This is a genomic window from 'Cynodon dactylon' phytoplasma (genome assembly GCF_009268075.1).
In the GTDB taxonomy this organism is placed as follows: domain Bacteria; phylum Bacillota_I; class Bacilli_A; order Acholeplasmatales; family Acholeplasmataceae; genus Phytoplasma; species Phytoplasma cynodontis.
Window position 1 is genome coordinate 185,847 of record NZ_VWOH01000001.1, and the last position, 15,824, is coordinate 201,670.

A 15,824-nucleotide genomic window follows, 5' to 3' on the forward strand; every position below is an offset into this window, starting at 1 on the left:
AAAAAAGTCAATCTTATTATTTTTCAAAAAATAATTTAATAATAAGATTTTATTCAATCATTTTATTTAATCAATGTCATATTATATTAAATAGAAAAAAATAATGTGTTAAAATATACACAATAAAATATTAACTAATTTTAAACAACTAAAAATTTATAAAAAATATAAAATATAATTAAAATAAATAAAATAGAAAAATATATAAAATTTAATTCAAATTAAATATTTTATACTTTTTCAATTTCTTTTTCTAAATTTTCTTTTTCTTTTTTTAATTTTTCTAATTCCTGTTTATATATTGAAGGCAATTTTTTTAATGCTTCTTGTTCTTTTGTTTTTAATTCTTGAATAATTTCATTTACTTCATCATTAAATAACGAAGGATCTCTTAATCTTTTGATTCTTATATAAGATTTATTTTTAGATAATTCTGATGCATCTAATTCTGATGTCAATTCTGATATAACTTTTTCTACTTCTTTATCTCTTATTCCTTCATCACTGTTTTTTAAATTACTTATTTTGGTTAATAATTCAGGTGTTGATTGTATTTGTTTATTACTTATTTGACTTTGTAATTTTGCCGCAAAAGCCGTAGCTGCATCTTTTCTTGTTTCAATAGGAACTAGATCTGTAATTAATTTTTTCTTTTCTTTTAAATCTGGATTTAAACTTAAATATATTTCTTTTTCTAATTCTTCTATAATATTAATAATTTCTTGACTTTTTAAATTTGTGTCTTGCAAATCATTCATTTTTCTTTTATCTTCTAATGTAAAAAAATTACTAATTTTAAATTCTATATCATTAATTGACTTTTCTATTTCTACTAATTTAACTCTTTTATTTAAAATATCAATTGATTTTTTAATTTCAATAATTTCTACATCATCTATTTTTTTTGTTTTAGGTTTTTCTATATTTTCTGTACTTACATCGATATCATTTTTTGATTTATTTTGATTAATAACAACCAAAATCAACAATAAAGAAATAGCTGATAAAAAAAATAATAAAATAAATTTTTGTTTAAATCTATCACTTTTATTTATAAACATAAAACAATTCTTCTTTCTAATGAAAAATTTTATTTTAAAAGTAGCACTTTATTTACAAATTACTAAAATATATTTTAAATAAATTGTTGTACTTTTTATGGTTTATTAAATATAAAAAAAGCGCTTACAACTTTAATTATATACAATATTTAAAATTATTTTAATCCTATTTTTTTTTTAATTTTATTTATTTTTTGTTTAGCTATATTTTTTATTTTTTTACTATTTTGATTTAAAATTTCTTCTAAAAAAATGTTTTTCTGAAAATAAAAAAAATTCTTCTGAATTATAGAAATTTCATTTAATACTAATTCAGCAACCTTTTCTTTAAAAAAAGAATAAGAATTTTCGCTGAAATATTTTTCTGTTTTTTGGATTTCCCATTCTTTTAAACAAGAATATATTTTTATAAGATTACTTATCCCAGGTTTAGATAAAGGTTCATATTTTATTTTATTTTCTGAATCTGTAACGGATCTCATAATTTTGTTTTTAATACTTTGTAAATCTTCCAAAAGAAAGATGCAACCTTTGTCTTGATGCTCTAATTCTTCATTAATATTTTTACTTTTACTCATTTTTTTCGTAGGTTCTGTTAAAGATTTAATTGTACAACCTAATTTCATAAATTCAGGCACAACAAATGTAAAACCATATAAATTATTAAAACGTATAGCTAAATTTCTTGTTAATTCTAAATGTTGTTTTTGATCCTGGCCTACAGGAATAACATCTGCATCATAAAGTAAAATATCAGAAGCCATCAAAATAGGATAAGTAAAAAAAGAACTTGCTATATTTCCTGTTTTTTTTTTATTGTAATAATCTTTAAACTGATTCATACGTTTTAATTCACCAAAATAAGAGTTACATTCTAAAATATAATGTAAATATGTATTTTGGCAAATGTCAGATTGAACAAATAATAAAAAATTTTCTATATTAAATCCAGAAGCTAAATATAATAAAGCAGTATTTTTGATTCTTTTTCTTAATAAAGAAGGTTTTTGAAAATTAGTTAGAGCATGAAGATCTGCTATAAAAACGTAAAATTCATAATTTTCAAAAAATTTTTTTTGAAAATTAACTAAAGGCTTAATAATACCTAAATAATTGCCTAAAGTCAAATCACCTGTAGGTTTTATTCCTGTTAATAATCTTTTTTTTTTTAACATAAATTTTAACAACCTTAGATTTTAAAAAATTTTATTTTTATTTTTTTTATATTTTTTAAAAAAAGACTTATTATAACTATTTTTTTTATTAAATAAAAAAACAAAAAAAATGGAAAAAAAACAAAATAAAACTAAAATTCTTAAAAAAACTACTATTTTATCTCCTTTATGAAAACTATAAAATAAAATTTCATTTAAAAAAGTTCCGTGATAAGCACACTGAATTGAAGGATAAGGAAAAAAACATGAAATTTGATTACATCCTTCAGGAATAAAAAAAAGGCAAATAAAAAAAAATAATAAATATAAAATAGGATGTATAAAAGTATAAAAAATATTTTTCATTTTTTTAAAAGAAAAAGGAATAAAAAAATAAAACAAAATAAAATAAAACAAAGGTATAATGAAATGTTGAAAAATACTAATAATAGGTATTTTACTTCTCCAATTAGAAAGAATAAAAAAATCATTATAATTATCTTTCAATTTATAATAAAAATTTAAAAAATCGCTTTTTTTTTGATTCCAAAAAGGATGTAAAAACAAATTATAAACTAAAAACGTAATTATAACATCAACAGCACAAGAAAAAATAAAAATTGAATATTTTTCTTTATTTTTTATTTTTACAAAAAAAGAAAACAAAATAATTAAAACAAATAAAATAGTTTCATTTGTAAAATAAAATAAAACATATTTTAAAATTACTGATGAAAAAAAATTATCATAATTTTTTTCCATTATAGATAAAAAAATATCAACAAAAAAAACAAAAATAGTTATAATTAATAAAAAAAGAAAGCAAAACTTACCTTTTTTATTTAATTTAGAAAACAAAACAATATCTTTTTCTAATAAATCATCTTTTTTTTCTTTTTTCATATTTTGCTAATACACCAAATTTTTTTTAAAAAAAATTTTTATAAAAATTATCTATTTAAAAAAGGTAAAATTAAATAAAAAAGAGTTTTTTCATCATCTATATTATTTAAAATAAAAGATTGATTTGGATCTTTAAAAGAAAATACAATTTCTTTAGCAGGAAAAATTTTTATAATTTCTTCTAAATATTTTATGTTAAAAACAATTTTTATCTCGTCTGGTAAAAAAAAATCTAAAATATCAATCTTTTCTAAAGCAGTTCCTATTTCTTGACTATCACAAGAAATTTCTATTTTTTTGTCATTAATATTAGTTTTAAATTTAACTACATTATCAATAACACTTCCTTCTTTAGGTAAAAATAAAGAAACTCTCTCAAAAATTTTAATCAATTTATCCTTATTTAATTTAAAAAAATATACAAATTCTTTTTCCTTGATATCAGATAATTGAGGATAATTACCTGATAAAACAGAAGTTTGAAAAATTAAAGAACTAGTATATACAAAAAATCTTCCTTTATTTATAAAAAACCTTAAAAATTTTTCCTTCTCAAATTCCAAAAGTTTAGTTAATTCTTCTAAACTTCTATTAGGTAAAATAATATCAAAATTATCCGATTCTAAATTTAATTCTATTTTTTTTTTGCTTAAACGAAAAGAATCAGTAGATGAAGCTAGTAAAAAAGGTTTTTGATAAATTAAATTTACTCCAGTTAAAATAATATTTTTTTGTTTATCTTTGGAAGTAGTAACATTTGTTTCTTTAATTAACCTTTTGAAAGAATTAATTTCTATTTCGTAAAAATTTTGAAAATCTAAGTTAAAATCAATAGAAGGAAAATCATCTAAATGAATAATTTTTAACTTATATTTAGAAAATAAAGTTTCAATAACTAAAAAATTACTTTCAATAGAATTTATATTAATTATGGGACAATCTATTTTTTTAATAATATCAATAAAATATTTTCCAGATATAATCGCAAAACCTTTTTTTTTTATTTTTAAACTATCATTTTCTATTTTAATTTTTACTGCAATATTCATATTGCTAACTTCTAAAAATAAAAAGTTTTCTTCAACGTATAATTTTATTGAATAATAAATAGGACAAAAAGTTTTTTGAGGCAATATTTTTTGAATTTGGATTAAATAATTCAAAAAAAAATCTCTTCTTATTTCAAAATTCATATATTTTTTAATCTCTTTGGTTATTGATTTTTTTTAAAATCATTTCTACTGATTTTTTTAAATCATTATTTTCTTTTATTTTTGTTTCTATTTTTTTAAAAGATTTCAAAATAGAAGAATATTTTCTATTTAAAAATAAACTAATTTGTTTAAAAGTAATCTCTCCAAAAATCTTCATTAAATAAATAGCTATATGTCTTGGTAAAGTATACTTATTATGTCTCTTTTTATTTTTCAATTCCTCTTTATTAATGTTAAAAAAATCACTTACTATTTTTTGAATTCTATTCGAACATAAATGATCATTAGAAAATACTGTTCTATTTTTTAATAATGGCTCAAGTGACTCCCTAGTATTTTTTAAATCAATCTTCAAATTATAAATTTGAGAATAATTTAAAATTCTTAATAAAGCCCCTTCCATTTCCCTTATATTATCACAAAAATTATAAGAAATAAATTCTAAAATATCTTGACCGAATTTATTTTTAAAATCTTTAAATTCAAAAATTTTTTTTTTCAAAATATCTAAACAATGTTTGGAATCGGGTTTTTTAATATCTACTATTAGTCCAGCTTTAAAGCGATTAGTTAATCTTTCCATAATATTATTTAATTCTGTAATAGGTTTATCACTAGTTATAACTATTTGTTTTTTATTTAAATTTAAATAATCGAAAATTTTAAAAAATTCTATCTGAGTTCTTTTAGCTTCAGACATCATTTGAATATCATCAACTAAAAAAACATCTATATTTCTATATTTATTTTTAAAAAAATCCATATTTTCTTTTCTAACTTGATTGGTAAAATCTTCTACAAAATCATCTGCTTTTGTATATAATATTTTTTTATGAGGTTTATTACTAATAATAAAATTACCAATCGAATGAAGCAAATGAGTTTTTCCTAAACCTACAGAACCAAAAATATATAAAGGATTTATACAAATATCATCTGATTCTGCTATTTTTCGAGCCATTTTTAAAGCAAAAAAATTACTTTCTCCTTCAACAAAATTTTCAAAAATATAATTGTTGTTTAAATTAACACAATTACAATTTTTAGAAAAAATAGATTCTTTTGTTTTATTATCATTAATAGTCTTTTTTTCTTTCAAATCTTTTTTGTTTTTATCTTTTTGAATTATTTCATCATCATAAGTAATAAATTTAAAAGAAATTTTCTCATTAGTGTATTTTTTAGATATTTCTTCTATTGTATTTAAATAAATATTATACATTTTTTGTTTAATAAACTCATTTTCAACTAAAATAAAGAAAATACCTTTTTCTATTTTATATGGTTTTTTTATATAAGAAAAATTTGCTTTAAAAACTTCTTCACTATAAATAAGAGATAAATTATTAAAAATATTAAACCAAATTTTTTCTTCTTTGGATAAAAAATCTTTTTTTTCCATTTTAAAAATATGCCCTATTAAAGTATTTTATTTATAAAAAAAATAAAAAAATAATTACATGAAAAAAATAATGTTCGATATATATAAATAATTAAATAATTTTTTTGCTATTCATAATTTATTCTTTGATGATAAATTTTCAAACCAAATACAAAATTATAATTCTTTAATATTATAAATATTTTAAATCTATATTTTACAAGATTCACATTCATGTATTTTCAATTTTTGAGTTCTTGTATAATAAAGAGTTTTGATACCTTTATGATGAGCATATAAATAATATTTTTGTAAGTCTCTAGTTGTAATATTAGAAGTAATACATAATTCAAAAGAAATTCCTTGATCTATATGTTTTTGAGCTGTAGCAATAACATCTATAATTTTATATTTATCCATTTTATAAGCTGTTTTATACATAAAATCAAATTTTTCTAAAAAGGGAGCCGGAAAATAAGTTTTAGAATTACCATAAGTTCTTTCTTCAACTAATTGTTTAATAGGAGTCAAAGAAGGAGTTGCAGACATAATATAACCTATAGAACCATTAGGTGCAATAGCTAATCTATGTGAATTATATAATCCATATTTAATAACTTTGTCTTTCAAATTTTTCCAATCTTCATCTGAAGGTATATAGATACCTTCAAATATTTTTTTTATTTTAGGTATACTCGGATAAATAGCTTTTTTATCTTTAAAATAATCACCATTAAAATAAGAAGATTCTTCAAATTTAAAAAATTTTTGACCAGTTTCGATAGATTTTAAATTAGAATGAAGCAAAGAATAATAATTAACTATATTAAAAAAAACATCTATCAATTCTAAATCTTCTTTACTTCCAAAATCTATCATTTGTTCAGCAATAAAACCATGATGCCCCATAATGCCAAAACCAACACTTCTGTTTAATTTATTAGCCTTGGCAACAGCAGGGACATAACCAAGATCTGTTTTTAAAGAAACAGAATTCATAACTTCCATAGCGGCGAAAACAGTATCTTTTATTTTTTTATTCTTAATCATATTTCCCATATGACCAGAGGATAAATTACAAGAAACATCCATTCCTATTTTATCTTCTTCTCTCTTATTATAAAAAGCATAATTAGAAGTAATAGTAGGTTGCAAAATTTCAGTACACAAATTAGAAAATTTAATTTTATCTGAAGAAGTACTACTCTTATTAGCGTTATCACAAAACATTAAATAAGGATATCCAGATTCTCCTTGAAGATGTGCAATTAATTGCAATAAATTTCTAGGATTAATAAACTTTTTTTCTATTTTAGGATTTTTTAATAAAATATCATACCATTTATCCATTTCAACGCTTATATCTACAAAATTTAAACCGTATTCTAAAAAAACACTATGAGGAAAAAATATAGCCATCTCTTCATTATTTTTAGCTAATTCAATCATTTTATCAGGAATAACAACACCTAAAGAAAGAGTCTTTAATCTAAAATCTTCATCAGCATTTAATTTTTTCGAATTTAAAAAATCTTCAATATCAGCATGAAAAACATTCAAATAAACTGCTCCTGCTCCTAATCTCTGACCCATTTGATCAGCATAACGAAAAGCATAATCTAAAAGTTTAGCAACACCCAAAACTCCTTTAGATACATTTGAAATTTCTTTTATTTTTTCTCCTTTAGCTCTTAAATTAGACAAATTTATAGAAACACCACCACCTATTTTAGAAAGTTGCATAGAAAATTCTACAATACGAGAAATGTCATTTAAAGAATCACCAGCTTCTAACAAAAAACAAGAAACAAATTCCCCTCTTTTTTTTAGACCCGTATTCAATAAAGTTGGAGTGGCTGGAGTAAAATTTTGTTCGATTAAATTTTGAATAATATCTTTAGCTAATTCGAAATTTCCTGATGCATGATATAAAGCATTAACAACAAGACGATCTTCATAAGTTTCCAAATAATTTTTTCTATCTCTTGTTTTTAATGCATAATCATTATAAAATTTAAAAGCCCCTATGAAAGAAGGAAATCTAAATTTTTTATTATAAGCTATTTTATAAATTTCTTTTATTTGTGAAAAATCATAATTCATTAAAAAATATTCTTCATAATAATCATTTTTTACTAAAAAATCTATTTTTTCTTTTAAATTATTAAATCTTTTTAATTTAGGATTAATTTCTTCTTCAAAGTAAGCTTTTAAAGCTTCCTTATCTTTTTCTATATTTTTAATATTGCCTTCTTCATCTATTATTTGATTATTAAAAATTATCCAAGAAGGAATTTTTTTATATTTATTTTCATTTTTATTTTTTTCGTAATTTTCCAACCATTTTTTTAATTTTTCAACATCTTCTGTTAAGCCGTTACCTTCGAACTTGAACACAAAAGGTATATTAAATTTTTGAGAAATTAAATCTCCTGCTATAGCATAATTTTTACCAAAATTTCTATTACCTGAAACAGCAACACCTATAACATTTAAATAGTTTTTATTTAAAAAAACTTCTGTATTATTAGTAATTTTGCCAAAACCAACAGTTTTTGTTATTAAAAAAATATCATCATTTTTAAAATTATTAAAATTTTCTATTTTTTCTATTGGATAACCTATTTTATTTGCAAATTCAAAAACATTACCTTTTTCATAACCATCATAAACTATTTTCATTATAACTCACCCTAATTTTAAATTTAAATTAACCCTATTAAAAAAAACAAAAAGATTTTATAAATTAATCTTCTTTTTTTTAAATCTTATTAATATTAATCTTTTTAGAATTAATATTAATAATTATATAACTATTAATAATTATAGATATTTATTGAAAATCAATTCTATTTTTTTTCAATTAAAATGATTATTAATAGATTTAATTATTTTTTAATAAATCGGAAATATTTTAAAACTTAAAAAATTTATAATTAACAATAATATAATAACATAAATATTTTGCTAATATTTTGTTTTTAAATTAACTAAAAAATATATTTTTTTATATAAATTAACAAAAAAAGTATTTTTTTATATATTTTTTAATTTTTTTTAAAAAGAATAAAAAAAAATTTTTTTAAAAAGAGAATAACTCACTAAAAAAAGAGAATAACTCACTAAAAAAAGAGAATAACTCACTAAAAAAAGAGAATAACTTTTTTATATTTTATAACAATTACCTTGAAAATTCAAATAAAGATAAAAAGTTATTCTCTTTTTTTATATACTACTAATAATAATAATAAATAAATAATAATAATAAATAAATAATAATAATAAATAAATTTTTTAAAAAAAAAAAAAAAACATTCTATTATTTTTTTTTAATGTTTTTTTATATAATTTATTAAAAAATTAATATGACTTTTTATGACTAAGAATATCTTTTAATTTTGATTTATAAACTTCTACTCCTGGTTGATCAAAAGGATTCACTGATAAAAGAAAGGAAGAAATTATACAAGCTCTTTGGAAGAAAAAAACTAAATATCCAAAATTATATTCATCCATTTTAGAAAAAATTATTTCTAAATTAGGAACATTACCTTCTATATGTGCTATTTTAGTAGATTCAAAAATTTTTTGGTTAATATATGAAAACTTTTGACCAGACAAATAATTAAGTTTATCTAAATTTTTTTTATCTCTTGATACAATACAATCTTTATAAACATAATTAAAATTTATTATAGTTTCAAATAAAAATTTAGATCCTTCTTGAATAAATTGACCTAAAGAATGGAGATCTGTAGAATTATTAGATGAACTAATAAAAATACCTTTACCATTTTTACCTTCTGATTCTAAAAATAATTGTTTAATCCATTCTAAAAAATAAAATAACTGAGGTTCATAATTAACAAACAATTCTATTTTTTTATTTAATTTTGTATATAAAATATATCTTATTAAAGCATATTTATATGAAATATTTTTTTCTATATCTTCAGAAATAGTATCTTCAAAAGCTTTTTTAGCTCCCTTTATCATTTCTTCTACTTTTAAATCAGCAAAAACAAAAGGTAAAAAACCTACATTAGTTAAAACACTAAATCTACCAATTATTTCGTCAGGAATAATAAATCTTTCATAATTTTCCAAACTGGCTATTTTAAATAACAAACTTTTATCACTATTACTTGTTGTTACAAAAATTCTTTTTTTTGATTCTTCTTTTCCGTATTTCTTTTCAATTTCTTTTCTTAATAATCTGAAAGATAAAGCTGGTTCTAAAGTTGTTCCTGATTTAGAAATAACATTAATAGCCCAATTTTTATTTTTTAGAAATTTTATTAGATTGTTTAAATAACTTCCAGAAACTTGAAAACCTGCAAAAATAACTTCTGTTTTTTTTTTTTTAAAAACATCTTTTTTTAAAAATTCTATCCCAGCTTTAGCTCCTAAAAAAGAACCGCCTATACCTATAACGATTAAAATATCTAATTCTTTTAATTCTTTTTTTAATTTTTTTATTCTTTTTAATTCTTTATGATCAAAATCAAAAGGCAAGTTTAAGCATTTTGAGTAAATTTTTTGTGTTTCTGAATCTAAATTTAATTTTATTTTATTATTTATATCTTTTATTTTTGATGAAAAAAACTTTTTTTCTTTTTCCCAATCAAAAAAATTGTTAATTTTATCCATTTTTAGTTGGATTTTAATTTTATTTTCCATCTATTATAAATTTTCTCTATCTATTAATTTTAAATGATAAAATTTCAATTATTATATAAAATAAACAAAGTATTTAATAAACTTTTTTAAGGTTAAAAAATCTTTTTTTTTTTAAAAAAACACAGAATAAAAAAAATGTTAAAAAAAGAACAATTAAATTACTTAAAAAAGTACTTAAACCAAACTGATTATATGAAGAAGAAATCAAAAAATTTTTTGTTTTATTTAAAAACCATAATATTATTATTCTGCTAAAAATTCTTAAAATATTTACAAATAAAATTATATTAGCTTTTTTGGTATAAGATACTATAAAACCAATCATTAAAGAAGACCAAATAGATGTTAATAAAGAAGTCTGTTCCCAAAAAAGACCTATTTCGAAACCTTTTTTTTCTTCTAAACTTAAATTCTTTCCGTTTTGAATTAATTTTAATAAATATTCTCCAATGAATTTATTCGATATAATTCCTAAAATAGCTATAATGAAGGTTATAAAACAAGTATTTCTAAAAATTTTCAATGTTTTTTTTTTTTTATTCAATGCTATACTTTGAGAAATCATTAACATTTGTGCTTCTTCAAAAGATTGCGAAATAGAATAAAAAATACCGTTAATTAAAGCAACATAACCTATAGTAATCATTATTACAGATTCTTTACCATAAAAACTATTAGCCATATCTAAAATAATTTTTTTTCCATAATCATAAGTAGTTTTTCCAATGACTATTGTTAAAGATAATTTTATTATTTTTTTTATAATATTTTTTGAAAAAATTATTTTTCTAAATTGTATTCGAAATTCGTTTTTCGAATCAAAAAACATTGAATAAAAAGAAATTAAACTAATAATTAAATGAGACCATAAATTAGCATATGCTAAATGAACAACGGAAATGTTAATATTTTTATAATCATAAAAAAGTTTGTAAAAGTAAGAAAAAAATATCCTTGAACTAATAATTATAATATTTAATACAATTAAAAATTTCTTTTTTCCTTTTGCTCTTTCTAAACTCATATAAAGAGTGTTTATAGTAATAAATACAAAAGTAATTAAAGTTATAAAATAATATTGTAAACCTCCTTCAGAATAATATTCTTTATTTAAAAAAATATTACAAAAAGGATATGGTAAAAAAACTCCAAAATATAATATTAAAAAAAATATAAAAGAAATTAATAAAGTAATAATAAAAGATATAGAAGCGAATTGTATAGCTAATTTTTTTTCATTTTTTTTATATTCTCTTGCTACTAATACAATCCCTGCGCTACCTAAACCAATACCGATACTTTGTAAAAATTTTTGTGTTTGCTTCATGTAAGAAATAGTTTGTCTAATATTAGTTGTTGTTTGGTATTTACCTCCGACAACTAAATAATCTACAAAAGTTCCTAAATGCTGAAATAATAAATATATAGAAATTGGAAAAGCTATAATGATTAAATTTAACCAAATGCAATTTTCTTTTTTAAAGTTCATAAATTATTTTAATTTTTTATAAATTTGATGAAATTATTTTGAATTATATTTTTCATTATTATTTTTTCCAATTTAAAAGAACATAATTCGCCTTTATATAAACTTACTCCTACATTATAAATATTTTGTTCTAATAAATAAACAGCGTAATGTCCCATTTGGGATGCTAAAAATAAATCTTCTGCAGTAGGATGTCCTCCTCTTTGTGTATATCCTAAAATTTGTGCTCTTGTTTCAAATTTACTATATTTTTCTATTTTTTTAGCCAATAAAGAAATATTTAAAATATTTTCTGTAATAACTATAATTACGTGTCTTTCTCCGGATTCATAAAAAAATTTTACTTTTTCTATAATTTCATTTTCTTTCATTAATTTTTCTGGTGTTATTATAATATTTGCTCCTTTTGCTATTCCTCCGTATAAAGCTAAATCACCTTTTTTTCTACCCATAACTTCGACAATAGTACATCTTTTATGAGAAATAGATGTATCCCTTAATTTTTCTATAGCGATAGCAATATTATTAACTGCTGTACTAAAACCAATTGTAAAATCACTATAGTTAATATCATTATCTATAGTAGCTGGAATACATATACATTTTAACCCTAGTTTTTGAAGAGACATAGCACCTTGATAAGATCCATTACCACCTACTATGACAACTTTTTCAATATTCTGTGATTTTAAATTATAGAGACATTTTTTTCTAATTTCTTCTTTTTTTTTAAATTCTAAAAAACGTGAAGTTCCCAAAAAAGTTCCTGATATATTTAATATTCTTTCAGGAAAATTTTTTTCTAATAATTCTTCTATTTTATTATTATACAAACCTAAAAATCCATCTTTAATGCTATAAATTTTGTATTTTTTTTTGGCTGTTAAAAAAAATGTTCTTATAACTGCATTCATTCCTGGAGAGTCACCTCCTGAAGTTAAAATAGCTACTTTTTCATATTTTTCTTTTAATTCCATTTTATATCTAATAATCCTCTTTAATTTTTAACTTTTATTATTAGAACCAAATAGTATTAATTTATTCTTAATTGCTTCTTTAATAGATAAAAATCCTGATTTCAATAATTTAATTGGTTCAAAACCTTTTTTTAATAAATCTTTACCTTCTTCTATATATTTACGTATAGATTTAGAAAAAATAATTTGAAATTCTGTATTAACATTAATTTTTACAACTCCTAAGGAAATAGCTTTCTTTATCATTTGGTCTGGAATTCCGCTACCACCATGAAGTACTAAAGGAATTTTTTTTTTTGTATTTTTTGTTATCTTTTGAAAAACTTCAAAATCTAAACCTAACCAATCAGAAGGATATTGACCGTGAATATTGCCAATACCAATCGCAAGCATATCTATTCCTAATTTTGATATTTTTAAACATTCTTCTGGATTAGCAATATTTTCTTTTCTAAATATATCTTCTTCTTGACCTCCAATACAACCTACTTCAGCTTCTATTAAAACATTTTTTTTTTGGCACAGTTCTTTAATTTTTTTTGTTTTATATAGGTTAGTTTCAAAGTTATAATTACTACCATCAAACATGATAGAATTAAAACCAGCTTTTAAAGCCTTTTTAGCTCCTTCGAAAGAACCATGATCTAAGTGTAGTATAATTGGAACTGAAATATTATAAAAAATTTTTAGTTTTTTAACTAAACAAACTATAGTCTCAAAACCACCCATATATTTTGCGCTTTTTTCTGAAACTCCTAAAAAAACTGGAGATTTAAGTTCTTCAGCTGCTTCTAATACAGCTTTAATCCATTCTAAATTAGATACGTTTATTTGAGCAATGGCATATTTTTGTTTAAAAGCTTTTTTAATAACTTTTTTGTATGAATATATCACTATAAATCCTTTCTCTTAATGTTTAATAAAAAAAATTTGAAATTTTTTATTTAATTTTTTTATTTTATTTTTTTTTCTCTTGAATTTTTATTTCAATATATTCCACAATATCTTTAATATTTTTACATTGTTGTATTTTTTCATCTTCAATTTTTAAATTAAAAATATTTTCTAATTCTATTATTAATTCAACTGCATCAAAAGAATCTAAACCTAAATCTTCTTTCATTCTGGTTGATAACATGATATTTTCTTTTGAAATTGATAATTTTTCAGAAAATATTTTTTTTATTTTTTCGAAAATCATATTTTATATCCTTTATATTATTTTTTTTATCTCTTTTATATTTTTAACTATATTATATACTTGTTTGTTGTTTTATATTATTTTTTTTTATTATTTTTTTGTATAAAAAAATATCGAAATATACAAAAAATAAAGTATATTTTTTTTATTTAATATTTTTTTTAATATTTTATTTAATATTTATTTAATATTTTATTGAATAATCAATATTAAAATTATTTTTGTAAATTTGTTTTTTTTAATTTTTTTTAAGTTTTTTGTGTCATAATAAGTATAGAAAGTGAAATATATTATTATATTTTTTTGTTACAAAAAAATAAAAAATAAAAAAAAGATAAAATAGAGTCATATAAATTTTTCGTTAACGATTATAGTATATAACTCTTCTTTTTTTTGTTTTTATTATATTTCATTTTTTTAAAAATAAAAAAAAAACTATTTAATTATTGCTCCAACAATAATATAATAGTTTATGAAAATAAAAAGGATGAATTTATATGGAAAAAGTCATTTATTTTATTAATTTTATTTCAAATTTTTTTCTAAAAATGAAAAGTTTAATTTTAACCTTTTACTGTTACATTATAACTCAATATAATCATTTAATAAATATTAAGAGAGTTAATTTTAGAAATTTTTCTAGTATTTTTTCTAATATCAATTATATTTTTTGGTTTTTAATTGGATTCATTAATATATATTTTATTACTATTATTTTATTTTTTATTCAAGATATTTTAAATTTTTGTTTTATTTTACTCAGTTATATTTTTAATTTTGTGAAAAAAATTTTATTTTTTTTGATATATTTGCCTTTTAAAATTATTTTTTTAAAAAATAAAAAAACCAAAAAAGTATTTTATATTAAAGATTATTATAACTTAGATGAAGAAGAAATAAAAAATATTTTATCTAAAGAATTTATTAAAAATTTTTATTCTAGAGATAAATTTTCTTCTGATGATAAAAAATTTAGAAGAGATAAAAAATAAAATGAATAGAAAAAAGAAAATATTTATTTCTAGTTCTAATTTTTTATTTTATATTGTATTAATTATTTTTGCTATTTTTTTATTTTTTATTTTAAATTTTCCATTTTTTTTTGATTACGGTTCTTTTTTTAAAAATTTTTCATCACAACAAAAATATTGTTTAAAATCTCATAGAATAACAGATAGTGTAAAAAAAGAAAAAAGAAAAAAATTAAAAGAAAAAAATTCTATTTTATCATCCTTTCGTGATTTTAAAAAAACAAATATTAAAAATAAAATTTCTACTTTTTTAGATTCCAATGATATTAAATTTTCATCTTTAAATAATTCTCAAACAAGAAAAATAGATGAATTTATTATTGATTTAAAAAATTTGTCTATCAATTCTATTAAAGATGATTTATTTCAAGAAAAATTCAACACTTTAAGTAAAAATATTAGTAATTTTATGAAAGAATTTAATATTGAAAAAAATTATGGTTCGTTTGTTAAAAATGATACTGATATAAATTTTTATAATAATTCTTACTCTCATGATTTTAATAATAATGGTAATGATTATTCTTCAATTTTTAATTTTTTATCTACTTTTTTTAATACAACTGATAAAATAATGGATAGTTTACTAGATACTTCAGTTAAAGCTTTAAATACAACTTCTTCTTTGATGGTAATTTCATCCCCATTTTCTTCAAAAAATATTTTAAATTATCAAATTTAATTTCATAAATAATTAAGTTAAAATAATTCAATAGATAAAATCCTAAAATTT

13 protein-coding genes are annotated in these 15,824 nt (G+C 19.3%); 2 read left to right on the forward strand and 11 right to left on the reverse strand.

All coding sequences use genetic code 11. From position 1 onward, the window contains the following. Window positions 1–230: 230 nt before the first annotated feature. The 11 genes from F1741_RS00910 to acpP form a co-directional block, all read right to left on the reverse strand. Window positions 231–1,061 (reverse strand): hypothetical protein, encoded by an 831-nt coding sequence (locus tag F1741_RS00910; protein WP_152309730.1) that lies wholly within the window; start codon window positions 1,059–1,061, stop codon window positions 231–233. A 155-nt stretch (window positions 1,062–1,216) separates the two neighbouring features. Next, window positions 1,217–2,236 carry a tryptophan--tRNA ligase gene (gene trpS / locus F1741_RS00915; RefSeq protein WP_152309731.1) on the reverse strand — a complete coding sequence of 340 codons (1,020 nt, stop codon included), beginning with the start codon at window positions 2,234–2,236 and terminating at the stop codon, window positions 1,217–1,219. A 21-nt stretch (window positions 2,237–2,257) separates the two neighbouring features. Then, window positions 2,258–3,118 (reverse strand): hypothetical protein, encoded by an 861-nt coding sequence (locus F1741_RS00920; protein WP_152309732.1) that lies wholly within the window; start codon window positions 3,116–3,118, stop codon window positions 2,258–2,260. Between the two features lie 47 nt (window positions 3,119–3,165). After that, window positions 3,166–4,311: a DNA polymerase III subunit beta gene (gene dnaN, locus F1741_RS00925; RefSeq protein ID WP_152309733.1), complete on the reverse strand. Its 1,146-nt coding sequence runs from the start codon at window positions 4,309–4,311 to the stop codon at window positions 3,166–3,168. A gap of 7 nt (window positions 4,312–4,318) precedes the next feature. Further along, window positions 4,319–5,734, reverse strand: a complete 1,416-nt coding sequence (dnaA, locus tag F1741_RS00930) for a chromosomal replication initiator protein DnaA (protein ID WP_152309734.1) — start codon at window positions 5,732–5,734, stop codon at window positions 4,319–4,321. Window positions 5,735–5,923: 189 nt separating this feature from the next. Beyond that, window positions 5,924–8,395, reverse strand: a complete 2,472-nt coding sequence (gene nrdE / locus F1741_RS00935) for a class 1b ribonucleoside-diphosphate reductase subunit alpha (protein ID WP_152309735.1) — start codon at window positions 8,393–8,395, stop codon at window positions 5,924–5,926. 678 nt (window positions 8,396–9,073) lie between these two features. Beyond that, the gene (locus F1741_RS00940) at window positions 9,074–10,393 is read right to left on the reverse strand and encodes a glucose-6-phosphate isomerase (protein WP_244609558.1); all 1,320 of its coding nucleotides are present in this window, start codon (window positions 10,391–10,393) and stop codon (window positions 9,074–9,076) included. A gap of 73 nt (window positions 10,394–10,466) precedes the next feature. After that, on the reverse strand, window positions 10,467–11,882 hold the full coding sequence (locus F1741_RS00945) for an MATE family efflux transporter (protein ID WP_152309736.1): 1,416 nt from the start codon (window positions 11,880–11,882) through the stop codon (window positions 10,467–10,469). An 8-nt stretch (window positions 11,883–11,890) separates the two neighbouring features. Next, window positions 11,891–12,859, reverse strand: coding sequence for an ATP-dependent 6-phosphofructokinase (locus F1741_RS00950; protein ID WP_152309737.1), 969 nt, complete (start codon window positions 12,857–12,859; stop codon window positions 11,891–11,893). A 27-nt stretch (window positions 12,860–12,886) separates the two neighbouring features. Beyond that, entirely contained in the window at window positions 12,887–13,753 is an 867-nt protein-coding gene (locus tag F1741_RS00955) for a class II fructose-bisphosphate aldolase (RefSeq protein ID WP_152309738.1), read from the reverse strand. A 64-nt stretch (window positions 13,754–13,817) separates the two neighbouring features. Beyond that, window positions 13,818–14,060 carry an acyl carrier protein gene (gene acpP, locus F1741_RS00960; RefSeq protein ID WP_193310873.1) on the reverse strand — a complete coding sequence of 81 codons (243 nt, stop codon included), beginning with the start codon at window positions 14,058–14,060 and terminating at the stop codon, window positions 13,818–13,820. A 497-nt stretch (window positions 14,061–14,557) separates the two neighbouring features. Between acpP and F1741_RS00965 the strand changes: the two genes are divergently transcribed. After that, window positions 14,558–15,052, forward strand: a complete 495-nt coding sequence (locus F1741_RS00965) for a hypothetical protein (protein ID WP_152309739.1) — start codon at window positions 14,558–14,560, stop codon at window positions 15,050–15,052. Beyond that, entirely contained in the window at window positions 15,021–15,773 is a 753-nt protein-coding gene (locus tag F1741_RS00970; RefSeq protein WP_152309740.1) for a hypothetical protein, read from the forward strand. Before F1741_RS00965 ends, F1741_RS00970 begins: the two co-directional genes overlap by 32 nt. Window positions 15,774–15,824 lie beyond the last annotated feature (51 nt).

Excerpts from the sequence above, each read along its gene's own strand:
- F1741_RS00910 (WP_152309730.1), bottom strand. The coding sequence starts at position 1,061 with ATGTTTATAAATAAAAGTGATAGATTTAAACAAAAATTTATTTTATTA.
- F1741_RS00950 (WP_152309737.1), bottom strand. The coding sequence starts at position 12,859 with ATGGAATTAAAAGAAAAATATGAAAAAGTAGCTATTTTAACTTCAGGA.
- F1741_RS00945 (WP_152309736.1), bottom strand. The coding sequence starts at position 11,882 with ATGAACTTTAAAAAAGAAAATTGCATTTGGTTAAATTTAATCATTATA.
- F1741_RS00965 (WP_152309739.1), top strand. The coding sequence starts at position 14,558 with ATGGAAAAAGTCATTTATTTTATTAATTTTATTTCAAATTTTTTTCTA.
- F1741_RS00920 (WP_152309732.1), bottom strand. The coding sequence starts at position 3,118 with ATGAAAAAAGAAAAAAAAGATGATTTATTAGAAAAAGATATTGTTTTG.
- nrdE (WP_152309735.1), bottom strand. The coding sequence starts at position 8,395 with ATGAAAATAGTTTATGATGGTTATGAAAAAGGTAATGTTTTTGAATTT.
- dnaA (WP_152309734.1), bottom strand. The coding sequence starts at position 5,734 with ATGGAAAAAAAAGATTTTTTATCCAAAGAAGAAAAAATTTGGTTTAAT.
- F1741_RS00940 (WP_244609558.1), bottom strand. The coding sequence starts at position 10,393 with ATGGAAAATAAAATTAAAATCCAACTAAAAATGGATAAAATTAACAAT.
- acpP (WP_193310873.1), bottom strand. The coding sequence starts at position 14,060 with ATGATTTTCGAAAAAATAAAAAAAATATTTTCTGAAAAATTATCAATT.
- trpS (WP_152309731.1), bottom strand. The coding sequence starts at position 2,236 with ATGTTAAAAAAAAAAAGATTATTAACAGGAATAAAACCTACAGGTGAT.
- dnaN (WP_152309733.1), bottom strand. The coding sequence starts at position 4,311 with ATGAATTTTGAAATAAGAAGAGATTTTTTTTTGAATTATTTAATCCAA.
- F1741_RS00970 (WP_152309740.1), top strand. The coding sequence starts at position 15,021 with ATGATAAAAAATTTAGAAGAGATAAAAAATAAAATGAATAGAAAAAAG.